We start from the raw sequence: 26853 nt of genomic DNA, 5'->3' as shown, positions 1-26853 counted from the left end.
GCAGTTAGGTACGAACTTTATGTTAGTAGCAACTAAAATTACTAACATGAATGATCTCTACAATTTCCTCAAAAACATGGAAGACGCCCGCTCGTAATCAAATAGACTTTTTAAGCCGTCCGCAGGCCCGCCTCTCAACTTCCAAACACTTTTGCCGACGGCAAAAGTGTTTGGAAGTTGCCTTTTATCGGATAAGCGTTACAGTCCCTTTTCGGCTGAATTTATGCCCCATATAATCCGTCCCTGTTATCTGGTACACATACGTCCCAACAGGCGAATCCTGCCCCTTAAAAGTCCCATCCCAGGCACCTGTCAGTGAGCTTGTTCTGAACACCTCCTTCCCCCACCTATCCCACACGCATAAAAAATCCAGCTGAGGTACACCCGGCGCTATTGCTCTGAACAAATCATTCTGCCCATCATGATTTGGCGAAAAGGCACTGGGCACATAAAACTCCGGACCCGTATACGCTTTCACAGCTAAACTATCTACCTGCACACAGCCTTCCGGCGAGGTCACCGTCAATACGTATTGCACATCCTGGAATAACACCGCCACCGGATCAGCAATAAAACTATTATTCAACCCCGTAGCCGGCGCCCAGCTATAACCCAGGTTATCTCCTGTCGCTACTGCATGCAGCTGCAAAGGCTGCCCTTTTGCAATCAATGTATCGCGCCCCGCCTCCAGCGCAATATCTACTACCTTAACAGGTATCCGGAAAGAATCAGACAAACACCCATCCGCACTCACCGCATATACTTCGGCTGTATACGCGCCACCTGCCTTATACACATAACTAATATCCTGTAGGGTCGCGTTATCCCCATTCCCAAACGTCCACTGCCAACCTGCTATTGAAATGGCCGGTGTAAGATTTGTGCCTGAAAAATCAATGGCATCCCCTATACATGCATCACTCCCACTGGCACTGATCTCAGGAGTATTATACACTGACACCATCTGTATCGTATCATCATCACACCCCTCTTTTGTCAACACCGACAAATGCACCGGGTACGTACCCGGCGAAGTAAAATCAGCTACTATGTTTTTCCCGCTATCCATATGTCCGTTCAACTCCCAGTTCCACGAAGTCAGCGTCCCTACTTCCAGCGTGGTTGCATCTTTAATCGTCAATGGTCGTCCTAAACACAAAGGATCTGCAGACATTTCCGCAACCGGATAAGTGCCAATCGTCACCTGCTGGTGCATGGTATCCGAAATACACCCGCTGTTGTCTTCAATCACCAATGTCACGTCGTACACCCCCGGCTTTGCATAATGATGCTCTCCCGGCTGCGATACACTTGCCATAGTGCCATCGCCAAAATCCCACAGCCACCTTGTAATCGTTCCAAAGGACTTAGATGAGTCACTAAACAAAATCGGATCGCCAATACAAAACCGCTGATCATCGCTAAAAGCCAGTTCAGGTCTGAGTGCTGCACAAAACTGCTGTACATTGTAGGCGCCACCCGTAGATCCTGCAAAGCCCCAATACACCAGCGGACTATTATTGAATATATCGTGCACAATATCTTTATTCAGGGATAACCGCAGCACCCCATCCATACTCACCGTCATTTGCATGGCTACCGCATCCCACTTCACCCTGAAGATGTGCCAGTTACAATCTTCAATATTATCATTCCCATCCAGGGCTGTCACCGGGCCAGCCAGGTTATTAGCTAGATTATGATCCGTCACCCCATTCATCTGTATTGCCACGTGATCGTAGTAGGGATCGTTGTCAATTGCATTCTGCCAGGTATCAATAATAATTCCCAGCGAAGGGCTGATGCCCTGAAAGCCAATGCCAGACCCGGTAGCTCCCAGGTTCGTTCCCCTGGTTTGCAGAATAAACCCAATCCCGTCCGCACCATCGCTGTCCCTGCACCCCAGGTTCACATCAAAATAATAGTCAAAGGAATTGTGGAGATCAATCTGGTTCTTGTTCCACACAGTGCCGCTGCTTGTATTCACATCCTGTGTCAGTACATAACAGTTACAGGTGCGTTGGGTGGCACTGCCATTTAAGATATAGGGGGTCTGTACCTGCGCATTGGCAAAAAACGGCAGGCATAACAGTACCATAAATAACCCCGTGGACGTTGACATATATAAAAGTGGATACTTAAATATAGCGAAAAGTTTTTCCGGATTTGTGGAATTTGATATTTCCCCTGCATCATGAAAGAAAAAATCGGAAAACTATGAAGAAGGTATTATTAACACTGCTGGTTGTAGGAATGGCGGTCACCGGATTTGCACAGGACACGAATGATAAGAAAACAAAGTCAATTACTGTAAGTGGTACCGCCGAAATGGAGATCACCCCGGATATCATTTACCTGAACATTACCATCCAGGAATATCAGAAAGACAAGAATAATAAAGTGGACATTTCTACACTGGAAGAGCAGTTGACAAAGGCGGTACAAAAGGCGGGCATCCCTGCTGAGAACCTGACCATTGCCAGGGTATCAGGCGACCAGTGGTGGAGAAAGAAAAAGAAAGATGCAGATTTCTATGCTTCTAAAGAATTCAGGCTGAAACTGAATAACCTGGTTAAGTTAAACACCCTGCTGGATGGCGTGGAAGATGCTGGAATTACCAACGTATATATCAGTGAAGTAACATCCAGCAAAATGGATGAATATCGCCAGCAGGTAAGGATAAAAGCATTGCAGGCAGCAAAAACCAAAGCAAATATAATGCTGGAAGGAATTGGCGAGAAAATGGGCGGAGTTATGCAGGTATATGAAAACGATGTCAATGTAATTCACCCTCTGTTTGCAAATGCCATGATCAGTGCATATAAATCAGAAGATAACGCTGTTGCTGATACGAATATTGACTATCGCTCTATTAAAGTGACAGCTGATGTAAAAGCGGTTTTCGCTATTCAGTAAGTAAGATAGCCAACCCCACAATGGGGTTGGCTCCCTTAATGATATTATTCCCCATCCCACCATACACGATCTGTCAGTTTCGCCGAAGGCACATTCGCCCCATTCGTAGAAATCTCACTATTCGGATATAAGAACCTGCGAGGCAAACTGGTGATATTATCGTTCGCAATCAGCGATATTGCCGGATACCCGGTCCGCCGCCAATCTACCCAGTTCTCAGTAGAGAAATTATTCGCGATATTCTTCTCTTCAATAATCAGTTGCATCGCATTGGCCGCTGTCAATGTTCCTCTTTTAGATAGATAGGTTTGGGCCGCTGTACTAGTGGTATCCACTCCCAGCTTTACCAGGTTGTTTACAATGGCGGCCCGGTAAAAAGGCTGTGCAGCTGTATATCCTGACACGATGTAAGTAGCCTCTGCTTTCATAAAGTCGGCTTCTGCTGCATTCAATACATATCCGTTGGATGCGATGCCGCCGTAAAAGCTACCTGGCACTGAATAGTCATTTAGGTTTCCTGCTCCGGATCCAATTTCATTGCCTGTATAAAGTCCTGTATTAGATGCCTTACTTACAAGCAAAGGCAGACGTGGGTCTGCACGTGACACTAACGAATCTACATAGTGTGAAGCCAATACAAGCGTAGTCGTATTAAAGAAATGAAGGTACCATGGGCTGGATGACGTTTCAGTTCCTGTGTAAGGGAAATAACAGTCGTCATCATTGCTGCTCATACCATTGTTCAGCGCTTCCAGGGCGAGAGATGCCTGCGCGGTAGACGTATGTCCGGAAGCTTTAGTGAGGTGCATATAGTACCTGGCCTTAAGAGTATAAGCCATTTTAGTCCACTTACTCATATCCCCGCTATAGAAATAATCATCCGTTCCGGGAGTAGATCCTTCGCCACTGGCCAGTTCTGTAATTGCGCTATCCAGCAATGACTGAATGGCTGTATAAATATCCTCCTGTGAATCAAATTTAGGTGTGCTGATATCTGTACCAGTAAAAGATTCTGAATAGGGAATACTTCCCCACAGGTCCGTGGCATTACCAAGCGTATATGCAGTTAATACTTTTGCTACTCCTGCATACATCTTATTCCCGTTAGTTAATGCCTGCACATTTAAAATATGCAGGTTGTTCAACTCTATTACATAGAAGGAATTCCAGTAGTCATCGAATGTCGTGGTGGTAACCAGGTAATTGGCAGTATTGGGCATAGGCTGATTCGGAACGCAATTTTGCATCCATTGATTCACTAGTACCGATGCGTTACCATTTGCAATATACTCAGACGCACCGGCTTCCAGTGGGCCTAATAGCAATGATTCAGAGACCGATCCGGGAAGATTGGGGTTATCATTTACATCCAGATATTTCTTACATCCAGCCAGCAATGATCCCGTGAAAATGGTCAATATGATGAATGTTTTCTTCATGTTCAATATTTTAAAAAGTAAGTTTGATGGTGCAGTCATAAGAGCGGGAAGTTGGCGCGGTGAAAGAATAAAGACCCACACTGCCATTACCGTTACCCCATGAGTTGGCTTCAGGGTCAGCACCGGTGAAAGAAGATGATTTGTGGATCCATAAGTTACGGCCGGTCAGCACAATGCTGGCATTTTTAAAAGGTAATCTTCTCAGCTCTTTTTGACCCAGGTTATATGACAAGCTTACATTACGGAGTTTGATATAAGATGCATCCTGTATCACTGCTTCAGTGATACCGCTTACCTGCTGGTAATATTTTTGAGCAGATACGGAAACAGTATTTGCCTGGCCGGTTTCGTCACTGATACCTTTTACGACCCTGTCAGCACGGCTTTCAGTAATTTTGGATACACCATAGTACAGGTTATATCCATCGTCTGAGTTTTGAAGTTGGCCGCCCTGTCTGGTATCAAAATAGAAACTGAGACCAAATTGTTTAAAATGAAACTGGTTGGTGATACTGCCCAGCCAGTCTGGCGTGGTGTTTCCGAGAATATTACTGTTATCGTCTGAATAAGGCAGACCCGATGCATTGATGCGCAGCTGACCGTCGGCAGTTCTCGCATATTTGGTTCCTTTCAGTACTCCCCATGGTTGTCCAACTACTGCCCAGGTACTGCCAATACTTGTCTGGTCGAGTCCTGCCCCAATTTCCTGCACCTTTGAATTCATTTTGGTGTAAGTCATTGTTACATCCCAGCTAAAATCTTTCGTTCTCACAGGGGTAACATTGAGCAATACCTCCAGGCCTTTCGTTTCCATTCTTGCAGAGTTGATCGTGGTCGTTGCGTACCCGGTAGAGTTAGGCAGCGCAATACCTCCTACCAATCCGTCCGTCATTTTACGGTCAAACCAGGATGTTTCAAAGCCCAGCCTGTTATCGAGGAATTTCATTTCCAATCCCAATTCCAGTTCTTTCTGCAATTCATTTTTTAAGTTGGCGTTACCAAGTCCGCTGCTAATCAGGAAACCATTTTGTCCGTTGTAAGGAAATGTCAGGTTACTGCTTACATCTCCATAAATAGTCGCCTGGTAGTAAGGCGTAGTTGTCGTATAAGCACCTACGTTATCATTACCCACGATGGCATAAGAAGCCCTGACTTTACCAAAATTGATCGTCTTTTTAACTTTTTCAGGTAAGATTTCTGAAAATATAAATGCGCCGGCAGCGGAACCGTAAGGGTAGTACCTGTTGCTGGCAGAGAGAACAGAACTACCATCGTACCTGCCATTCAGGTTAAAAATTAACATCCTGTTATAATCCAGTTCTGCCTGTGCATAAAAACCTACTTTTCTCACCATTGCCTGCGATTCGGTGTAAGTCACCGAAGATGCACTGGCCATGTTGTAGTAACCGGCTTTTGCCAGTCCTTTTCCAATAGCCTGCATATAATCAGAATAGTTGGAGTAAACGTTGTTCCCCAGCAGCAGGCTGGTATTTATCTTAGGTGTGAATTGTTTTTTTAGTTGTACGATGAAGTCATGGTTAAATTGACGGAAGGTGCTATGCTTGGACTGTATCAGACCAGTAGTGTAAGTAATATCATTCATATTTACATGGTACTGCAGCTGATCGCCATACATATCTGCACCCATACGCTCAGTAACGGAAAGCCAGTCAGTAGGTGCATATACAAATGTGAGAACAGGCAGGTACCTGTTGACGGTGGTGGTATTCAGCACATTGTCAAGCACCCAGTAAGGGTTGTTTCGGCTATAGCGATACAGTCGCTGGGTACCATCATCATTCAGGTAAGGTTTTAAATTGTAAGAAACCGGGGCAGCATATACTGTCCAAAGCGGGTTCTCAAGGCCATACCCTTCTGGCATACGATGGTTTTTGACTGAGCTATAAGTAATCTGGAATGTTGCTGTCAGTTTATCATAAATCTTAGTGGTATACTTGGCAAACAGGCTATGCCTGGTATAATCTGTTTCTGGTATAGTTCCCTGCTGATTAAAGTAGGAATATGACATATAGTAACTCGAACTGGCATTTCCTCCTTCTACTGCAACAGTGTTGTTGGTAGTTACGCCCGTGCGGAAAAACTCTTTAAATTGATTGTGAGCAGGAACCTTCACACCATTTACCTTCAGCGTGTCCATACGGGGACCCCATGACATACTGGTTTTGGTAGCAGCAGTTTCTCCGTCGTAATAAATGCCATTAGTACCTTGCGCATAGGCTGTCTGGCGATCGGGGAAGTAAGCATTTTCAAATGAAAGACCGGAGGTAAGTGTCACCGTTGGTTTACGGTTTTCACCGCCCCTTTTGGTGGTAATCAGGACCACGCCCCTTGCGCCGGCAGAACCATATAATGCGGTAGCAGCGGCCCCCTTCAGCACATTTATACTCTCAATGATCCCCGGATCAATATCAGAAAGCCTGTTAGAACCCGGGCCACCATCGTTGGGATTATCTGTTTCATCGTTGTTAATAGGAACCCCATCCATAACGATCAATGCCTGGTTTTCACCCGTTAGGGAGGTAATGCCACGGATCACGATACGGGCAGAACTACCCGGCATTCCGGATGAGTTGGTTATTTGCACGCCTGATACCTTGCCCGTGAGTGTGTTCACGATATTCGGTTCCCTGGCACGCAGAATTTCATCGCTTTTTACCTCCTGTGAGCTGAAGGTGAGATTACGTTTTTCCTTCTTTACACCCAGTGCGGTCACCACGACTTCGTTGAGGTCGCTGGCGCTTTCGGCCAGGGTGATGGCGAGTGTATTGCTGCTGCCTATGCCCACTTCTTTCGTGAGGAACCCTACGGCCCTTACAATAAGAGAGGCATTGGGGGCGACTTCCAGCGAGAAGACCCCGTTTTTGTCAGTGACAGCTCCTTTGTTGGTCCCTTTAATGTTCACTGATACAAAGCTTAGCGGATGTTTGTTTTCATCGGTCACTGTCCCTTGAATAACCCTGCTCTGCGCAAAGGTAAGGGTACTAATTAGCAAGCCCGCCAGTAAAACTGACAGGTAATATGAAACTGTTTTCATACACAACGGAGATTAGAAATTGGTTTTTAAGATGAAATAAAACTCCCTTAAGGCCATCTGCGCAAATGGCCTTTACTGTTTATTGTTCCTGATTTAAAATTCATGACTTACTCCAAATGTAATCTGTGGGGATTCGTGTCCTTTTATGGTAATTAACAATCTATGGTTAGATATTAACCAGAAACAAAAAGTCCCGCTTTAATAAGCGGGACACGATGGAAAAAGATTTCAAAAAAAAACGATGATCAATAAATGTTGACTTTAAATATTCCGTCCGTTAATGGCTCTTCTTTCTCGCCATTGTTTAAAATGCCGGCAAATGTGCCTTCGGCATACTTACTATTTATGCTTGTAATTTTAATTGTCGCTGTAGTACTAAGATAAGATGTAACCTCTGATGACAAAGACGGTGACCATAATATGGTGGCGCCGTTCACCTCTGTATATGTTCCCACTGCAAGCGTATCAGGGAATACAACGGTGATTGCAATGTGCTTACTAAGGTTACTGGTCATACCTTCAATGGTCAGGACTTTCTTGCCAATCACAGTCGTATCCACCACATAACCACTCGCTGTATTTGCTGAAAAAGCAGTGCTTTCAAACGCGAATGTTAAGGATCCCGAAGTCGGCACTGCTTTGTCCTTCTGACATGCGCAAAAGGATAGCACCAGGCACAGAAGTCCCAGGAGGGAACTAGGTTTCATAGGATAGTAAAATTTCAATAGGTATAGAGATAAATAGGACTGCAAAATACACAGAAAACCGATGAATTAAATAAAAGATTTATAAGTTTTTTAACAGGTATGTTCACAATAAGATCGAAGTGCCTGTAAATGAGAGAGAAATAAAATTGTCCACATTTTCCGGAAAATGGTATAAAATTAACGTTTCGTGGTAATTTCCTGCGTTTGATTATGCCAAAACCGGTATAAAGTAAAAAAGACTGGCCCAGACCAGTCTTTTTAGCATATATTAGAATTTTAACTTAGGCGTCAATCTTCGCATACTTTGCATGAGATTCGATGAATTCTCTACGTGGAGGTACTTCATCGCCCATGAGCATACTGAACACGCGATCCGCTTCGGCAGCACTTTCGATTGTTACCTGCTTCAGGGTACGATTTTCAGGATTCATGGTAGTTTCCCACAGCTGCTCGGCATTCATCTCACCCAAACCTTTATAACGCTGGATAGATACGCTATCTTCCTTACCATTTGCCAGCTGCTGGATCGCTGCTTTACGGTCATCTTCCGTCCATGCATAGATCTGCTCCTTGTTTCTCTTGACCAGGTACAGTGGCGGCTGTGCAATGTACACATACCCCTGTTCTACCATTGCCTTCATATAGCGGAATATGAACGTGAGTATCAGCGTCGCAATGTGGCTACCATCCACGTCGGCATCCGTCATGATAATCAGCTTATGATAACGGAGTTTAGCCAGGTTCAGTGCTTTATCATCTTCTTCTGTACCGATGGTTACCCCAAGGGCGGTGAAGATATTCTTGATTTCTTCGTTTTCGTAGATCTTGTGTTCCATCGCTTTCTCTACGTTCAGGATCTTACCACGCAGTGGCAGGATGGCCTGGAAGCTACGGTTACGACCTTGTTTTGCCGTACCACCCGCAGAATCACCCTCCACCAGGTACAGTTCACATTTTTCAGGATCATTCTCAGAGCAGTCAGCCAGTTTACCAGGAAGACCACTACCGCTCAATACGCTCTTACGCTGTACCATCTGCCTTGCTTTACGCGCAGCTTCGCGGGCCTGGGCGGCGAGTACCACCTTGCTGATGATGGTTTTTGCTTCACGTGGGTGTTCTTCCAGGTAAGCATCCAGTACGGCAGCTACAGAACTGTCTACCACACCCATCACGTCGGAGTTACCCAACTTGGTTTTGGTCTGACCTTCGAACTGTGGCTCAGGCACCTTTACACTCACGATAGCGCTCAGCCCTTCGCGGAAGTCATCACCGGTTACCTCAACTTTGGTCTTTTCGAACATTTTGTTCTTATCGCCATAGCTTTTGAAAACACGGGTAATGGCGCGGCGGAAACCGGCTACGTGTGTACCACCTTCAATGGTGTTGATGTTATTAACGTAAGAGAAGATATTCTCAGAGAAGGAATCATTATAGATCACTGCTACTTCCACCGCAACATTGCTGGCAGCATCGACTGTTTCTACAAAGATAGGATCAGGCAACAGTGGGTTACGACGGCCATTGCGATCCAGCATGGATACGAACTCGATAATACCGCCTTCACTATAGAAGGTTTCGCTCACAGAGTTGCCTTTGTCGTCTTTCTCACGGTCGTCGGTGAGAACGATGCGGATCTTCCTGTTCAGGTAAGCCAGTTCGCGCAGACGGCCAGCCAGGATCTCCCTGTTATAGGTAGTATCCTTGAAGATGTCGCCATCTGGTTTGAAATGTACGGTTGTACCTGTCTCCTCAGACTCGCCGATTTCACGTACCGCATACTGAGGTATACCGCGGGAGTATTCCTGTTCAAACAGTTTACCCTCGCGTTTTACAGTTACATGCAGCCGGGTGCTCAGTGCGTTTACGCAACTCACACCCACACCGTGCAGACCACCGGATACTTTATATGTGTTTTTGTCAAATTTACCACCTGCGTGCAGTACGGTCATTACCACTTCCAGCGCTGAACGGCCTTCTTTGGTATTCATCCCCGTCGGGATACCACGACCATCATCCACTACCTTGATCGAGTTGTCCTCACAGATAGTGACTTCTATATTTTTACAATAACCTGCCAGTGCTTCGTCGATTGAGTTATCCACCACTTCATATACAAGGTGGTGAAGACCTTTTACGCCAATGTCACCAATGTACATTGCAGGGCGTTTACGCACCGCTTCCAGACCTTCCAGTACCTGAATGCTATCCGCATCATAGCCGCCCTGGGCTGGAGTAGTTACTTGCGCTAATTCTTCGCTCATATTTGGGTGAAAATGTAGTTTAGAGTTGAATTCTCGTGAATTGTGCAAAAATACGAAAAATGAGCCTTATTTCAATGTTTAATGTGCAAATAAAATGATGTATCAATGGGTTATTTTTCCACCTCGATTTATTCACATTTTAATTATTATATAGGTGAGTTTTCTCCGAGTGCCGTTTCCTTGATCCCCGTAAAAAGCGTCTTCCATACCAGGTTAAAGAACGATTTATTTGGGTCCCTGGTATAGGCAGGATGGGCAATTATTGTTTTTTCCTTACCCGGGTTCTCATTCCTGATTACCATTAGGTTAGCTATAAAACTCATCAGTCCTTTCTTTTTGAATTCGTGGGAGCCTTCCTTTTTTTCCAGGATATTGACCCTCAGGTCGGAATAGAGGAACTTCACCTCGCCCCTGGCTCCCCGTTCATTGCCGTTCATGCTGAAACTGAGGTCATTAATTTTACAGGATTTTACTTCCACCATAGCCAGTGGTTTTATCACCGGGTTCAGTTCCCTCCCATCCATGTCTTTTAATTGCCCGGTCACAGAAAAGCCCCCATTGTTATTTTTCAGGCTAAAGCCAAAGTGGGCTTTCAGTTTGCCGCTTTTCATGAGTACGGCATCCAGCTCGGCAGTGAGCATAGATTTGCGGGCAATGGCGGTATCTATATTGGTGATATTGCGAAATATGCCATGAACCTGCTGGAAACTAAGTTTGCCGGCTTCCTGCGATTTCGGATTGATTTCCGTGTAGAGAATATCCGTTTTCTTGCCGATGATGGTATCTATATTAATAGGTAACGCCACTTTTAGCAGTAGCTGATTAGGGAATTTACCCAGTTTGTTGCCCGGAGACATGGGCAGGTTACGATTATGGTAGATATCCAGGTCGCCACTGCTGATGACCACCTTCCCGGCCTGAAAGACCTGGTTTTCAAGGAGTAATCTGGGTTCCAGGTTAGTGATGTCAATATTGTTCAGGTGTACGTCGAACCGGTCGCGCTGATAAATGGATTTGCGGTCAAATTCCTCCCTGTTGTAGCGGGGTTCTACCTGGAACTGCCCGATTTTGATGCTTCTGTCTTCCGCACTGTAGTGCACATCTCTCACATGTAGCCAGTAAAGGCTGTCCGGGGTCCGGTACCGGTAATTCTTTAAGTCTAAAATATAGTTACGGGCATAGAGGTAGCGGGTGGGATCCTGCAGGGCAACAGAGTCGATGAGGAAATCCCTGACCTGTACACTCAGTTCGTGGAGCTGTGTATAGATCAGGCTACTATCTTTTTTGATGTAGGTGTATTTCAGGTTGGTATTATCAAGGAGCAGGGTACCCAGGTGGATCGAAGAGATTTTTTTCGAAATGTTCTGGTAGGCATTCCGGGGCTTGGTCGTATCAATGTTTTGGGTATTGAGTTCCAGGATGATATTGGGGTTACGCAATACTAAAGAGCTGGCACTCAGCTGTTTTTTATGGAAGTAGCGCCATACTTTAAAGTATTTCAGGTTGATCTCGTCAGCACTGAAAGTATACAGGAACCGGGGGGCTTTGTGTGCCTGCTGTAAGCGGGTATAGACAGCAGTATCCCTGACCAGGCTTACTTTTTCAATACTCAGGCTGCCGGTGATGAGGTTCAGGTGCAATTTGTCGTACTGAAGATTATACAGGCTGTCAGACATGTCGAGAACATAGCTTTTCAGCTGTACGCGTATCTGGTTGTCCCAGCGGTGGGCAAGGTACCACGCTGTGACCATGACTAAGAGAATAAAGCTGGCCAGGATGATCAGGGCTTTTCTCAGGAATCGGCGTATAAAGGATCTTTTTTCCATTAGGGATGAGGGAACGAATTTCATACCAGTACCCATTCTATAGTAAAAGTAGTGCATGTTTAGTTATGTAACCTGAATATAATACGTAGGTAAGCCGTAGATATTCCGTATCTCTATAGATATGGGATATCTACGGCTTACCTACGGGTTATCTACGGCTTATCTACGGGATACCTCTATGAGAACGCTATGGTTGAGCCCTGTTACAGACAATATACACCTTAGGTTTCCTTTGGGAAACCAGGTGTTTCGGTCACCCTACTGTCAAAATCGTTTCTGTTAAAATATGATTGACTATTTTTGTCGAGGTTTTAACAATAGATAAGGACATTGAAAGAGTTGCAGGACATATTAACATTGGCTATCCGTCAGCCGGCCATGAGCGACCAGCTCGAGTTGGCTGTATCCGATAGCGTGGCAGTACCGGACTGTCTCGATTTCACATTGCAGCGGTTTACATATGACCGTCCTTTGCCAGTAGAAGATGTAGCGATGGTGGTGTATCAGCCGGCAAAAAGGGGGCAATCTGCTGCTGTGGAGCTACGCTATTGTGTAGCCGGGAATAAGTATTGTCAAAATCCAGGATGTACAGACCAGGTTTGCGCACATAAAAAGGAGAACTGCAATTCAAAGCAGCCTTCTATAGATATGATCACGGTGCGTTTTCAGCCGGCGTTCATACAGACCCTGCAGAAGGGTTCTACAAGCAGCACCCTGTTTGACATGCAGTCACGTAAGCCTTTTGTCAAGACAATAGCACCCAGTACCAAATCAAAAGAGGTATTGGAGCAGATGGTACATCATAACTATGATGGTGCGCTGAAGAATATCTTTTTGCAGAGCAAGGCGTTGGAGTTGTTGTTATTCAGCTCTGACCAGTTTGTGCAGAACGATACAGACGACAGGTTTGGTTGTCGCTTCCTCACCCACATGGAAGACCGTGGAAAGATCGAAAAGGCAAAGGATATTTTGCTGGAGCAGCTGGATGCACCTATTACCATTCGTGATCTGGCCCGTAAGGTAGCGATGAATGAGTGTTACCTGAAGAAAGGGTTCAAGGCGATGTATGGTACTACTATATATGATTATTTCCAGAAGGAAAGAATGGAGAAGGCGAAGGGGTTGCTGTACGAAAAGGGAATGAGTGTGAGTGAAGTAGCGATTCTGATGGGGTATTCCTGTATTTCACATTTTTCCACTGCGTTTAAGAAGCATACGGGGTTGAAGCCATGTGAATTGTTATTGCGTTAATAATCAAATTATTATATCGAAAAGCCTCCTGTCAAACAGGGGGCTTTTTTATTTAGGACGGAAGTTTTCCTTTTTCGATCATTAGTTTTCCCGAATTGAAAAAGGAAGTGTGGAAGATTGGTGCATCTTTGTATCACGATCGGCAGATATCTATCCTGATCATCCTTATAAGCTTCCTTATCAGATTTGACCATGGGGAAGGCTTACCGGGCAAAAGATTTGAGTAAAGCCATTATTTTGCACCTCAAACACCATATTTGACCTTTTGAAAGTGCGTTTTTTGTCAGGTAAGTCTTCTACCGTAATTACATAAAGCCGTCTCGTATTACACGAGACGGTTTTTGTTTTTATAGAGGAATTTTTTCTCAAGCCAAATTGCCCACCAGCGAAAAAAAACGCTTTTGCCATAGGCAAAAGCGTTTTTTTTCGCGCGCAATTGAAATGGCCTGCGGCCGGCGAATATATTCAGGTACTGAATACAAAAAGAAAACCCCGCCCAAAAGAGCAGGGTCTGTCCTATTTATCCCTATACCTATGAAATACTAATTAATGAAAGTATTATTCTGCAATGGTACCAGCCTCATTAATCAACACTGCTTTTTCTGTACCGTTGTCCTGAATAGTTACCTTATAATATGAAGCAACATCCGCTCTTTCTATTTTCCAACCATCTTTGATGGTGGCGGCCGGATACTTCGCTTTTACACCTGTCGCTACTGCTTCTGGCAGATTAGCTTCTGTATAATTGCTACGGGTTGCTATCCATTTACCATCTTTATCAAACTCTGCAGCTGTCTTCACATCATCTTTGGTAAAGTTCGCTACCCAATTGCCTCCGTAGTTCTTACTCCATTTGGCGTCCGTTCCTGCAAAGGTCTGTTGAAAAGAATCTTTTACAACTGCCGGAGCGGCCATTTCTGTTTTAGCAACTACCTTTTTTGATTTTTTTGCTGAATTTTTTTGTGCAAAAGTTGTGCCGGAAGTTACAAGTGCCACAAAAAATATAAAAACTAACTTTTTCATAATTGATCAGATATGGTTTTTCAATTCTTTTGGGTTAAGTCTTTCAACTTATGTTTTTCTTCCGACGTTAGTTACCAAAACAATGCCAAGATTCAGTGGCGAACCAATGCACTGTAAAAGTACAAAAATTTTTCAGCAATTAAAATCAAATGGTTTACTTCTTTGTTTTTAGTCCCGATTTCCTTATAAGAGCCGGCTAAAATCCGTAACTTTGCAGAATTTTAATCAACTCACTTATTAACGTCAAAGGGCGCATAATTGTTTTATGAGCAGCAAATATCAGGAATATAATCAGCTGAATTTACCGCAGATAGCGAAAGATGTATTGGCTCGTTGGGAACAGGAGCAGGCTTTCGAGCAGAGTGTTTCCCTGCGGGAAGGCGCGACCCCCTTCGTTTTTTATGAAGGTCCGCCAAGTGCTAACGGCTTACCGGGTATTCACCACGTCATTAGCCGTACCCTCAAGGACCTTGTATGCCGTTATAAGACTATGCGCGGATTTCAGGTAAAGCGCAAAGGCGGTTGGGATACACATGGCCTGCCTGTGGAACTGGGTGTGGAAAAAACGCTCGGTATTACCAAAGAAGATATTGGAAAGACTATTTCTATTGAAGAATATAATAAGACCTGTCGTACTGAGGTATTAAAATATAAAGATAAATGGGATGACCTGACCCGCCAGATGGGTTATTGGGTTGATCTCCAGAAACCATACGTCACCTTCGAGAATAACTATATTGAAAGTCTCTGGTGGTGCCTGCAAACCTTATATAAAAAAGGACTGCTGTACAAGAGCGTGAGCATTCAGCCCTACTCTCCTGCTGCAGGTACTGGTCTGAGCTCTCACGAGCTGAACCAGCCAGGTACTTACAAAGATGTAAAAGATACCACTGTCGTAGCCACTTTTAAGGCTATCGAATCAGACAGGTCCGCTTTTCTCTTCGACATTGCCCGCAAGGCAGATCCTGCTGCTGAAGTGTTCTTCATGGCATGGACCACCACCCCATGGACCCTGCCTTCCAACCTCGGTCTTACTGTAGGAGCGAACATCGAATATGGGCTGATCCGCACTTTCAACCCATACACCGGTTTGCCACAGTTTGTGGTAATGGCGACTGCCCTGACTGGTAAATATTTTAAGAAAGAAGGTGAAGACGGCGATTTTGCTGCATATAAAGAAGGCGACAAAGTGATTCCATGGCAGACCCTGGCTGTTTTCAAAGGGAGCCAGCTGGAAGAAATCCGCTACGAGCAGCTGTTGCCTTATGTACAGCCAGAAGAAGGAGACCCTTTCCGTGTAATCATTGGCGACTTTGTAACAACCGAAGATGGTACTGGTATCGTACATACTGCACCTGCCTTTGGTGCAGACGATAACCGTGTAGGTAAAAAGTATGGCATCGGTATTCTTACACTGGTAGACCGTCAGGGAAAATTCCTGGATACTGTGGGTGAATTTGCCGGCCGTTACGTAAAGAATTATAAGAGCGATCCTGATTACAAGGATGTAGATGTAGACATCGCTGTAAAACTGAAAAAAGAAAACCGCGCCTTCAAAGTAGAGAAGTATGAACATACTTATCCCCATTGCTGGCGTACAGATAAGCCTGTATTATATTATCCGCTGGATGCCTGGTTCATTCGTACTACTGCCCTGAAAGACAGGATGGTAGAGCTGAATAAAACTATTAACTGGAAACCGGCTTCTACCGGTACCGGTCGTTTTGGCAACTGGCTGGAAAATATGGTGGATTGGAACCTGAGCCGTAGCCGCTACTGGGGTACTCCACTGCCGGTTTGGCGTACAGAAGACAATGCAGAAGAAATCTGTATCGGCTCCGTGGCAGAGCTTCGTGAAGAACTGTCAAAATCGCTGGCGGCTGGTATCATGCAGGTGCCTGCTGATCAGAAAGATGCTGCTGCTTATATTGAGCACCTGACTTCTGATCTGCACAAACCATTTGTAGATAATATTATATTGGTAAGTGCTTCCGGTAAGTCAATGCGCCGCGAGCCAGATTTGATTGACGTATGGTTCGATAGTGGTGCAATGCCTTACGCACAGTGGCATTTCCCATTTGAGAATAAAGAAACTTTTGAGCAAAACTTCCCGGCCGACTTCATCGCTGAAGGGGTGGATCAGACCCGTGGATGGTTTTATACCCTGCATGCGCTCGGTAGCATGCTGTTTGACAGTGTGGCTTACAAGACCGTGGTGTCCAACGGACTCGTCCTGGATAAAAATGGCAACAAAATGAGTAAAAGGCTCGGCAATGTGGTCAATCCCTTTGAAACACTCGAGTCTTTTGGGGCAGATGCGACCCGTTGGTATCTTATTACAAATGCCTCTCCATGGGATAGCATGAAATTTGATATTGAAGGCATCCGTGAAGTACAACGCAAGTTGTTCGGCACCCTGTACAATACTTATAATTTCTTTGCCATGTATGCGAACCTGGACAACTTCTCGTTCAGTGAAGCATACATTCCGCTGGAGCAGCGTCCTGAGATAGACCGTTGGATCATTTCCCTGCTGAACACGCTGGTAAAAGACGTTACAGGATTTTTTGACGAATACGAGCCTACCCAGGCAGGCAGGGCGATACAAACCTTTGTAGATGAACACCTGAGTAACTGGTATGTACGTCTTTGTCGTCGCCGTTTCTGGAAGGGAGAATACGAACATGACAAGATCTCTGCTTACCAGACCCTCTTTGAATGTCTCGAAACCCTGTCCAAACTGATGGCGCCCGTATCTCCGTTCTTTGCAGACTGGTTATTCAACAACCTGAACCAGGTAAGTAAACGCAGTGACAGGGCATCTGTGCATCATGTGGACTTCCCGGCTGTGGTCACTGCAGCGATCGACGCTGAACTGGAAGAAAGAATGCAGCTGGCACAGGATATCAGTTCCCTGGTATTGTCTCTCCGCAAAAAGGTAAATATTAAAGTACGTCAGCCGTTACAAAAAATATTGATCCCGGTTCAGGATGGACATCTGAAGGATCAGGTGGAAAAAGTGGCTCACCTCATAAAAAGTGAAGTCAATGTGAAAGGTATTGATTATCTTACGGAAACCGCCGGTTTCATCAAGAAAAAGATCAAGCCAAACTTCAAATCCCTGGGGAGTAAAATGGGGGCAAAAATGAAAGCAGTGGCAGCAGCTATCACAGCTTTCACAGATGCAGATATAACCGCATTAGAACGGGATGGACAGTTTAACTTGCTGATCGACAATGAGCAACTATCTATAGTGTTATCTGACGTTGAGATTATTTCAGAAGACATTCCGGGATGGACTGTAGCTAATAAAGGCGCCTTAACGGTAGCGCTGGATATTACTATTACTCCTGAGTTGCTGGATGAAGGTAATGCACGTGAATTGGTGAATCGTATTCAAAAAATCAGGAAGGATAATGATTTCGAACTGACTGACAGGATACAGGTAAAAATGGCGGTTGCAGAAAGCCTCAAGTCCGCGATTATTAACTATAATGACTATATTTGCACGGAAATTTTGGCAGACAGTGTGGAATTAGTGCCGGAATTACAGGATGGAGTTGAAATTGAAGTTAATGATTTGACGTTTAATGTATTAGTTAACAAAAAAAGCTAATCCCCATGGCAACAGGCAAAAAAGTTGCTATTAGTAAGACCCAGAAGGCTGCACCGGCTACAAAAGCTACGGTAAAGCAGGCTACGCCCGCAAAGAAAGCGGCCCAGGTACCCACTGCAAAAAAGGCAGCGGTACAGGCTGAAAAATCTACTGCGAAGACCGTAACGTCGAAAGCCGCTGCTAAACCCGCTGCTAAGCCAGCAAAACCGGTTGCTACCCAAAAGGCTGTTGCCAGTAATAAAACAGTTACAAAAGCATCCCCTTCCAGCAAATCTGTAGCGAAACCAGCACCTGCTAAGGCTGTACCCGCAGCTAAGCCGCCCGTTAAAAAAGCTGTGGCCCCCGTGAAGCCGGCAGCTAAGAAAGTGCCTGATACAAAGCAGAAAGTAGTTGCGCCAGTCGCTCCTGCTGAAAAAGAAAAACTAATTTCCAAGCCAGAAGAAAAAGAAGTAATAATGCCAGTAAAGAATAATAAAGAAAAAGACGAGAAGGAAAAAGCGGTAGCAAAAGATACCGGCAAAAAAACAGCTGAAAAAGCACCTGCAAAAACAGAAAAAGTGCCTGCAAAAGCCGAAAAACCTGTTGAGCGCGTGGAAAAAGCTGATAAGAAAGCCGGTTCTAAGGCCAATACATTGGTTACCTACCAGCCAGAGTTCACTAAGTCCGTACTGGACCAACCTGAACAACCTTCCGGACCTATCTATCGTTACAGCGATGCAGACCTGCAGGAATTCAAAGACCTGATCATGAAAAAGCTGGAAGCAGCTAAGAAAGAACTGGTATACCTGCAAGGCCTGATCACCCGCAAGGATGAAGCTGGTACCGACGATACTGAAAACAAATACATGAGCATGGAAGATGGTTCCGGTTCCCAGGAAAGAGAACAGCTGAACCAGATGGCTAGCCGCCAGATCCAGTTCATCGACCACCTGGAGAAAGCCCTGGTGCGTATCGAGAACAAAACTTATGGTATTTGCCGTATGACAGGTAAACTGATCGATAAGGCAAGGCTGCGTGCGGTTCCTCACGCTACCCTGAGTATCGAAGCTAAATTGGCTAAGAGCAAGTAAGTTTCTCTTCTATAAGATAAAAAGAAAGCCCGGATGTACCATCCGGGCTTTTTGTTTGCAATATTATCGCGGTGGGCCAAATTGCCCTTACTTATTTGAATTCCTGCATTTCTACCAGCTTCTTGTAGATGCCATTCACAGCAATCAGCTCGTCATGCGTACCCTGCTCCTTAATCTCTCCCTGGTCCATGACCACGATGATGTCCGCATGCTGAATGGTGGATAACCTATGCGCGATCACAATCGTCGTACGGTTTTCCATCAGCTTGTCCAGCGCATCCTGCACCAGTTTTTCTGATTCTGTATCCAGTGCAGAGGTAGCCTCATCCAGGATCAGGATCGGTGGATTCTTGAAAATTGCCCTGGCGATGGTGAGACGCTGCCGCTGACCACCACTCAGTTTCATCCCCCTATCCCCGATCACAGTGTCATAGCCCTCATCCTGTTTTATGATAAACTCGTGGGCATTGGCAATCTTCGCCGCCCTGATCACTTCTTCCTTATCTGCATTTTCCTGCCCAAAGGCGATATTATTAAAGATAGAGTCGTTGAAGAGGATCGCCTCCTGCGATACCATACCCATGAGGGCGCGCAGGTCGTGCATTTTTACATCGCGGATGTCCTTGCCATCCACCGTAATTTTACCCCCCTGCACATCGTAGAAGCGGGGCAGCAGGTCGGCCATGGTGGTTTTACCAGCACCGCTCTTGCCTACCAGGGCCACCATCTTACCTTTTGGAATGGTCAGGGTTACATTTTTGATAACAGGTGTTTCATTATACCTGAAGGTGATATTGTTATATACGATGGCATCATGGAATCCACTCAATGGCTTTGCATCTGGTTTATCTTTGATGGCATTGTCCAGGTCGATGATGCGCAGCACCCGCTCGCCGGCAGCCAGACCTTTAGGCATAGACGTAATGGCAGAACCAATATTCTTGGCAGGGGCCAGGATCTGGAAATACAGGGCCAGGTAGCCAATGAACATTTCCGGTTGCAGGTTGCTTTTGTGGTTCAGAATCAGGTAACCGCCATACATCATGATCACCACCACTACCAATACGCCGAGAATTTCGGAAACCGGGGAGGCCATTTCACGTTGGTTCTGGATCGCTTTTACTGTTTGGGCAAAAGCGGTATTGTCTTTATCAAACTTATCACGAATGAACTTTTCACCGTTGAAAGCCTTGATGATGCGGATGCCAGACAGGGTTTCTTCGGTGGTATTCACGATCTTACCTAACAGGCTCTGCCCTTTGTTGGATTGCCTTTTCAGCTTCTTGGATACGCTGCTGATGAGCCAACCAGATACCGGGAAGAATACCAGTGTGAACAGGGTCATCTCTTTTGAGATCACGAACAGGGCAATAAAAGTAGAGATAATCACCAGCGGATCTCTGAACAGGGTTTGCAAAGAGGTGACTACAGAGTTTTCTACTTCTACCACATCAGAGCTAATGGTAGAGAGCAGGTCACCTTTCCGCTCATCATGAAAGAAGCGGAGAGATTGCGTGCTAAACTGGTCAAACAGCTTTTCGCGCATTTTCCTTACCATATTCACCCGCATACGGGTCAGCACCTTCTGGCTCAGGTAGCCAAAGAGGTTTTTGAGAATGATGGTAACGAACAGAACGATACAGATATATATCAATACCCCGAATTTACCACCACCTGATGCCAGCTGCTGGTTGAGGTAATAATAAAATACGTCTTTCAGGTAACCGAAGCTCATGGAAAATTCCGGCATGTGAGTCACTACAGCCTGGTTGCCGGTGTCGAACAATGCACTCATCAGTGGAATGAGCAGGCCAAAGTTCATCAATCCCAGTATAGAATAGAGGATAATATAAACAATGTATTCCGGAACATAGTGGTGATAGGGCCGTGATAAATCCAGCAACCTAAAAAATGTCTTCATCTTTACTTTATTTTATATCGTATCGCGCATGCGTGTTTCCGTATCTTTGCCAGAGAGTATCGAAACAGGGCTGCAAGTTACTACAATATTAATAGTGATGTTCCCCCACTGTTCCATAGATCTCAATATTAACAATTCGTATAATATGCAGGAAAGCAAGAGACAGAAACAAATTGGACAACTGTTACAAAAAGAACTGAGTGATATATTTCAGCGCATTGGATTCAATGTGATAGAAGGAGGTATGATCTCTATCTCCGCCGTGCGCGTCACCCCAGACCTGCTGGAAGCCAGGGTATACCTAAGCATGTTCCAGATTAAGGACAACCACGAGATGATCAACAGGATCAAAGAACAGATGGGTGTGATCAAGAGAGAGCTGGGAAATCGTGTGGGTAAGCAGTTGCGCCGTATACCAGAGATTACCCTGTTCCTTGACGACACGCTGGATTACGTGTTCAAGATGGAGGAACTGTTCAAGAAAATTAACGATGATGATGCCGGGAGGGAAAACAAATAGGAATTTCAGCTAAAAGTATGATCTGGCAGTTCGCATCCCGGTATTTCAGGGCCAAAAAGAGTACTAATGCCATCAATATTATTGCATGGGTGAGCGTATCGGCTATAGCAGTTGGTGTAGCGGCCCTGATTATAATTCTCAGTGTATTCAACGGCTTTGAAGGGCTGGTCAAGTCATTGTATTCCTCTTTTTATCCATCTGTAAAGGTGAGCCCGGTAACCGGGAAATCTTTGCACCTGACACCTGCACAACTAAAGCAGATAGCAGGGGTAAAGGGTGTGGCGCATATGACGGAGGTGATTGAGGAAAAAGCCGTGTTGCGGTATGGAGATGGTGATCAGACGATCGCTATCCTGAAAGGGGTAGATAGTAATTATAATAAAGTAGCCGCAGTAGATAAAAGCATTGTGCGTGGTCATTTTGACACCGGCGACGATCTTGCTTACAGGGCCGTATTGGGCCTGGAGCTGGAAATGGCGCTGGGTGTGGATGTAGAGAAAAGCCTGGTGCCCCTGACCGTGTACCTGCCCCGCCGCAATATCACCAGTGTAACCACTCCCGAAGAGGCATTGGGGAGTGGTATCCTCTATCCTTCCGGTTCATTTGCCATTCAGCAGGATTTCAACAGCAAGTATGTGATCACCCATATCGCTTTTATGAGAGGGGTATTGGGCATGGCGCCAGATGAGATGTCGGCACTGGAGATAGGTGCCAGGCCGGGCGTGAATGATAATGATCTGAAGGCAAGCCTGCAACAACTGTTAGGAAAAGGCTACGAGATTCAGACAAGATATGAACAGAACCAGGCACTATATGCGATTATGCAAACAGAGAAGTGGGCCGTATATGTAATCATGTCATTTATTATGGTGATAGCTGCTTTCAATATGATTGGGTCACTGTACATGCTGGTCATGGAAAAGCAGAAGGATATCACCATTCTGAAAGCCATGGGTGCGAGAAACAGCCTTATTACCCGTATCTTTCTCACAGAGGGGTTGATTATTGCGGGGATCGGTACCCTGATAGGTTTTACGATCAGTATTGTATTTTGTGTATTGCAGGATAAGTATGGATTGATAAAATTGGAGGGGCAGTCGTTTTTAGTACCTGCTTACCCGGTGAGCATGCACCTGGCAGATTTTGTACTGGTGAGTATTACTATAATAGTAATCGGATTGGCTGCCAGCTGGTATCCGGCCCGCAGAGCAGGCCGACAACACGTAGCTTTAAAAGCCACATAATTTTTTTTAGCTTTTTATGGCATCAGCCGTAAAAAAAGCTACTCCCCCAAACAAAAACGGCAAATCACGAAGTGATTTGCCGTTTTTGTTTGCTTATTAATAATTATTAATAATCTCCCAAAGTCTCTGGCAATTGCCCCAGCGCACTCTTCAACTGCTCATCATTCGGCGCAATACCATGCCATTCATGATGCCCTTCCATAAAGTCAACACCAGCACCCATGATCGTCTTCATCAGGATCACAATCGGCTTACCCTGGCCAGTCATACCCACTGCTTTCTCCAGTGTAGCAACCACCTCATCCATATCATTCCCGTTCATATGCAACACAGTCCATCCAAAAGCCGCAAACTTAGCTTCCAGGTCACCCAGACCAGCCACAGATTCAACTGTACCATCGATCTGCTGTCCATTCCAATCCACAGTTGCGATCAGGTTATCTACTTTATGATGAGGAGCAAACATGATTGCTTCCCAGTTTTGACCTTCTTCCAATTCACCATCGCCATGGAGGGAGAATACAATGCGGTCGTCGTTATTCAGTTTCTTAGTCAGCGCAGCTCCAATCGCTACACTCAAGCCCTGACCCAGGGAGCCGGAAGCCATACGCACACCTGGCAGACCTTCGTGGGTAGTAGGGTGCCCCTGTACGCGGGAATTCAACTGGCGGAATGTAGCCAGTTCTGACACTTCAAAGTAACCCGAACGGGCCAATGCACTGTAAAATACCGGCGAGATATGGCCATTTGATAAAAAGAACAGATCCTGATCACCTCCGTCCATGTCAAAAGGCTGCGGCTTGTGCTGCATCACCTTAAAATACAGGGCTGTGAAGAAATCAGCACAACCTAATGAACCGCCTGGATGGCCACTCTGGCAGCCATGCACCATGCGAACGATATCCCTTCTGATTTGTGTAGCTATATCTTTCAACTGTGGCATAATACTTGCAAATTTTTTGATCAGGCGAAAATAATAGAATTTAAATACAATTGCACATAATCTTGCCTAATTCCCTCATTTTAACTTAATGATCCCGGTAATCTGACTTATTGATCCCGGTAATCTGGTATATTTTCAGATAAGGTGATACACATTTGATTGAAATTAATATCTTTGCACACAGACCAAGTCCCTCCCAAATGGAGAATGTTTTAATTGCTACTGTCCTAAGTTTCGTTATTACCTACTTTGCTATCCCCGTGTTAATCCGGGTCGCAGAACTGAAGCATTTATATGACGAACCGGACGAAAGGAAATCTCATAAGGCACGGATTCCAACTTTAGGAGGAATTGCGTTTTTCTCAGGATTCATTGTTGCTACGGCGGTTTGTGTACCTGCGTTGGCGGACTCCCCATTTCAATATATGGTGGCTGCATTTTTCGTGATTTTTATGGTGGGAATGAAGGATGACATTGTAGGACTGACCCCCTTAAAGAAACTCATTGGCCAGCTAATGGCTTCTTTTGCAGTAATTTATCTCAGCAATTTACAGATCAGCAGTATGTATGGTTTCCTGGGTTTCAACACCCTGCCCCCACATTTTAGCCTGCTGTTGACCTACTTTACATTCCTGGTGGTTATCAATGCTTTCAACCTGATTGATGGTGTGGATGGCCTCGCCGGTAGTATAGGTATGATGGTATCCGGCGTGTTGGCTACCTATTTTCTTTATACCGGCCAGCTGGTATATGCCGTATTGGGTTTTTCCATGGCAGGTGGCTTAGCTGCTTTCCTGATTTACAATATTTCTCCGGCCAGGATTTTCATGGGCGATACCGGTTCACTGCTGGTAGGCCTGGTGAATGCTATCCTGACTATTAAGTTCATCGAAGTGGCGGGCAACCCTGCAGGCAAGCTGCCTGTAGAATCTGTGCCTGCGGTGGCAATTGCTATCCTGATTCTGCCACTGTTCGATACCATGAGGGTATTTGCAGTGAGAATGTTACATGGCCGTTCTCCCTTTGCGGCAGACCGTAACCACCTGCATCATTACCTGCTGGCACTGAACCTCAACCATCGCCAGACTACCCTGGTATGTGTGGTAGTCAATGCCGCTTATATTGCTTTTGCATTTTATTTCCAGCATATTGGTACTGCCTGGTTACTGGGTAGTATGATTGGTTCCGCTTTGATTCTCACTGGTGTACTTTATCAGATAAAGAAGAGAAAAGAAAACATGCTGCACAAGGTGACCATTGCTACTGTTAATGATACCAAACCAGTGGTGGAGGTCATGCCGAAGTCCGCTATCAGGGTCAATCCCAAAGGAATTTTACAGGATAAATAAACCTGTTTTTTTTACAGGTCTCACTTTCCTGTACGAACCTACAATTGTCCATCCCGTTTCCCTTATATTCTATTTCTATCATATCCCGGCTTCAAAATCTCAGATAATTCCTGTAGGTTTGCACGCACTTAATTATTTGTTTGCTATGCAAGATGATCTAAACTTAATCATGGACGATGCCAGCGAATCCATGGAAAAGGCGATCGCTCACCTTGAGCTGGAATTGACCAGGATCCGGGCCGGTAAAGCATCTCCAACCATTTTGGACGGTATCTCTGTAGAGTACTATGGTGCCCCTACCCCGCTCGCCCAGGTTGCCAATATCAATGTGGCCGACGCGCGTACCCTGACTGTTCAACCCTGGGAAAGGAATATGCTCCAGCCGATTGAAAGAGCTATCATTGCTTCCAACATCGGTATCAACCCACAGAACGATGGCCAGATCATCAGACTGTTCCTGCCACCGCTGACTGAAGAACGAAGAAAGGAATTTGTAAAGAGAGCTGCCGGCGAAGGTGAACATGCTAAAGTGGCGATCAGGAATATTCGTCGTGATGCGATCGAAGGCATAAAAAAATTGCAGAAAGATGGTCTGAGCGAGGATACTGCTAAAGATGCAGAAGCTGACGTTCAGTCGTTGACCAATAAATTTATTGAACTGGTTGATAAGCACTGCGCGCAGAAAGAGAAAGAAATTATGGCGATCTAAGTAGATTGTCAGTACATATTAAAAAGAGCCTCCTGTTATACACAGGAGGCTCTTTTAATTATTTCCTGTTTACAAGGTATACACCGCCTAAGATGATACCAAGACTGAGAACCTGTAAAAGAGTGATATGCTCTCCTGCCAGGAAACCCCAGCCCAGCGCCACAATGGGCAATACATATGTCACCATGCTGGCGAACATCGCGCCTGTTTTGCTGATCAGCACATAAAATAATACTGTTGCAATTCCACTACCCAGTATACCCAGTGTTGCTGCTGCACCAATAGAAGTCCACGGAATGGCAGGACCACTCAGCAATGCAAAGAAATGCGTGTACATCAATACCGGCAAAGCCAGTATGGCACAGAACCCCAGCGAGATCGCACTCACCTGTACGGATGAATAATCTTTCAGGTGCCTGCGTACAAGGTTGATATTTGTACCATAACACACGGTGGCTACGAGTATCCACAGGCCGTAGTACCAATAACTGGTGCTGATGCCCTGAGAGGCAAATAACAATACGACCCCGATAAAACCAGCACTGATACCCAGCAGCTGGCGCTTGATGATCGCATTGTTAAACAGCAGCGCCCCTGTCACTAACGTCATGAGTGGGGTAAATCCGTTCAGGATACCGGCCAGGCCGCTGTCTACCTGCATTTCGGCAATGCAGAAGAGGAAGGCGGGGAAGAAATTGCCTAATAATCCTGAAAGGAAAATCAGGGGCAGTTTCTTCAGGGGGATCTTGTGGATAAAACGGAAAAAGAATGGTGATAATGAAATGCCTGCGCATAGCATACGGAGGCTGGCTACCTGCCAGGGCGAAAGCTGCTCCATACCTAGTTTCATAAGAATGAAAGAGCTGCCCCAGGTGAGGGAAAGGAGGAGGAAAATCCCCCAGTTAATTGTTCGTTGGCTCACGGTTTTTTATTTTTAGAATGGCACTACAAAGATCGCAATTTGAGAACACTTCGGTTTATTTTTTGTTACACTAGGTAGAAA

At 45.4% G+C, this 26853-nt stretch carries 19 protein-coding genes; 8 read left to right on the top strand and 11 right to left on the bottom strand.

Going from position 1 to position 26853, the window contains the following annotated elements:
- Positions 1-184: 184 nt before the first annotated feature.
- A complete protein-coding gene (locus tag ABDW16_RS09175; RefSeq protein WP_343669208.1) occupies positions 185-2122 on the bottom strand; it encodes a PKD domain-containing protein in 1938 nt (645 codons plus the stop codon).
- Between the two features lie 95 nt (positions 2123-2217).
- Between ABDW16_RS09175 and ABDW16_RS09170 the strand changes: the two genes are divergently transcribed.
- Complete coding sequence (locus tag ABDW16_RS09170) at positions 2218-2916, top strand: SIMPL domain-containing protein (protein WP_343669206.1); 699 nt, start codon at positions 2218-2220, stop codon at positions 2914-2916.
- A 44-nt stretch (positions 2917-2960) separates the two neighbouring features.
- On the opposite strand, the gene ABDW16_RS09165 is transcribed toward ABDW16_RS09170, so the two are convergent.
- The 5 genes from ABDW16_RS09165 to ABDW16_RS09145 all read right to left on the bottom strand — a co-directional run bounded on the left by ABDW16_RS09165 (position 2961) and on the right by ABDW16_RS09145 (position 12204).
- Entirely contained in the window at positions 2961-4355 is a 1395-nt protein-coding gene (locus ABDW16_RS09165; RefSeq protein WP_343669205.1) for a SusD/RagB family nutrient-binding outer membrane lipoprotein, read from the bottom strand.
- A gap of 10 nt (positions 4356-4365) precedes the next feature.
- A complete protein-coding gene (locus ABDW16_RS09160) occupies positions 4366-7410 on the bottom strand; it encodes a SusC/RagA family TonB-linked outer membrane protein (protein WP_343669204.1) in 3045 nt (1014 codons plus the stop codon).
- A 245-nt stretch (positions 7411-7655) separates the two neighbouring features.
- On the bottom strand, positions 7656-8117 hold the full coding sequence (locus ABDW16_RS09155) for a hypothetical protein (protein ID WP_343669202.1): 462 nt from the start codon (positions 8115-8117) through the stop codon (positions 7656-7658).
- 281 nt (positions 8118-8398) lie between these two features.
- Positions 8399-10378: a DNA topoisomerase (ATP-hydrolyzing) subunit B gene (gene gyrB / locus ABDW16_RS09150; RefSeq protein WP_343669201.1), complete on the bottom strand. Its 1980-nt coding sequence runs from the start codon at positions 10376-10378 to the stop codon at positions 8399-8401.
- 146 nt (positions 10379-10524) lie between these two features.
- On the bottom strand, positions 10525-12204 hold the full coding sequence (locus ABDW16_RS09145; RefSeq protein ID WP_343669199.1) for a hypothetical protein: 1680 nt from the start codon (positions 12202-12204) through the stop codon (positions 10525-10527).
- 330 nt (positions 12205-12534) lie between these two features.
- On the opposite strand from ABDW16_RS09145, the gene ABDW16_RS09140 reads away from it, so the two are divergent.
- Positions 12535-13455, top strand: a complete 921-nt coding sequence (locus tag ABDW16_RS09140; protein ID WP_343669198.1) for an AraC family transcriptional regulator — start codon at positions 12535-12537, stop codon at positions 13453-13455.
- A gap of 180 nt (positions 13456-13635) precedes the next feature.
- Here the strand turns inward: ABDW16_RS09140 and ABDW16_RS09135 are convergent, their stop codons facing one another.
- On the bottom strand, positions 13636-13863 hold the full coding sequence (locus ABDW16_RS09135; protein ID WP_343669197.1) for a hypothetical protein: 228 nt from the start codon (positions 13861-13863) through the stop codon (positions 13636-13638).
- Positions 13864-14013: 150 nt separating this feature from the next.
- Positions 14014-14478: a PepSY-like domain-containing protein gene (locus ABDW16_RS09130; protein ID WP_343669195.1), complete on the bottom strand. Its 465-nt coding sequence runs from the start codon at positions 14476-14478 to the stop codon at positions 14014-14016.
- A gap of 265 nt (positions 14479-14743) precedes the next feature.
- On the opposite strand from ABDW16_RS09130, the gene ileS reads away from it, so the two are divergent.
- Complete coding sequence (gene ileS / locus ABDW16_RS09125; protein ID WP_343669194.1) at positions 14744-18094, top strand: isoleucine--tRNA ligase; 3351 nt, start codon at positions 14744-14746, stop codon at positions 18092-18094.
- 5 nt (positions 18095-18099) lie between these two features.
- Positions 18100-19164, top strand: a complete 1065-nt coding sequence (locus ABDW16_RS09120; RefSeq protein WP_343669192.1) for a TraR/DksA C4-type zinc finger protein — start codon at positions 18100-18102, stop codon at positions 19162-19164.
- Positions 19165-19255: 91 nt separating this feature from the next.
- Here the strand turns inward: ABDW16_RS09120 and ABDW16_RS09115 are convergent, their stop codons facing one another.
- Positions 19256-21085: an ABC transporter ATP-binding protein gene (locus ABDW16_RS09115; RefSeq protein ID WP_343669191.1), complete on the bottom strand. Its 1830-nt coding sequence runs from the start codon at positions 21083-21085 to the stop codon at positions 19256-19258.
- A 28-nt stretch (positions 21086-21113) separates the two neighbouring features.
- Between ABDW16_RS09115 and rbfA the strand changes: the two genes are divergently transcribed.
- Together rbfA and ABDW16_RS09105 are read left to right on the top strand one after the other, a co-directional pair.
- A complete protein-coding gene (rbfA, locus tag ABDW16_RS09110) occupies positions 21114-21605 on the top strand; it encodes a 30S ribosome-binding factor RbfA (RefSeq protein ID WP_343669190.1) in 492 nt (163 codons plus the stop codon).
- 17 nt (positions 21606-21622) lie between these two features.
- On the top strand, positions 21623-22849 hold the full coding sequence (locus tag ABDW16_RS09105; protein WP_343669189.1) for an FtsX-like permease family protein: 1227 nt from the start codon (positions 21623-21625) through the stop codon (positions 22847-22849).
- 106 nt (positions 22850-22955) lie between these two features.
- On the opposite strand, the gene ABDW16_RS09100 is transcribed toward ABDW16_RS09105, so the two are convergent.
- A complete protein-coding gene (locus ABDW16_RS09100; RefSeq protein WP_343669188.1) occupies positions 22956-23792 on the bottom strand; it encodes a transketolase in 837 nt (278 codons plus the stop codon).
- 200 nt (positions 23793-23992) lie between these two features.
- On the opposite strand from ABDW16_RS09100, the gene ABDW16_RS09095 reads away from it, so the two are divergent.
- Together ABDW16_RS09095 and frr are read left to right on the top strand one after the other, a co-directional pair.
- On the top strand, positions 23993-25141 hold the full coding sequence (locus ABDW16_RS09095) for an MraY family glycosyltransferase (RefSeq protein WP_343669187.1): 1149 nt from the start codon (positions 23993-23995) through the stop codon (positions 25139-25141).
- Between the two features lie 145 nt (positions 25142-25286).
- A complete protein-coding gene (gene frr / locus ABDW16_RS09090; RefSeq protein WP_343669185.1) occupies positions 25287-25850 on the top strand; it encodes a ribosome recycling factor in 564 nt (187 codons plus the stop codon).
- Positions 25851-25908: 58 nt separating this feature from the next.
- Here frr and ABDW16_RS09085 read toward each other — a convergent pair whose 3' ends face one another.
- Positions 25909-26772, bottom strand: a complete 864-nt coding sequence (locus tag ABDW16_RS09085) for a DMT family transporter (RefSeq protein WP_343669183.1) — start codon at positions 26770-26772, stop codon at positions 25909-25911.
- Positions 26773-26853 lie beyond the last annotated feature (81 nt).

This window comes from Chitinophaga sp. (assembly GCF_039596135.1).
Taxonomy (GTDB): Bacteria; Bacteroidota; Bacteroidia; order Chitinophagales; family Chitinophagaceae; genus Chitinophaga.
The sequence above is the reverse complement of the archived record's forward strand: the minus strand, read 5'-3'. Positions and strand labels throughout refer to the sequence as shown.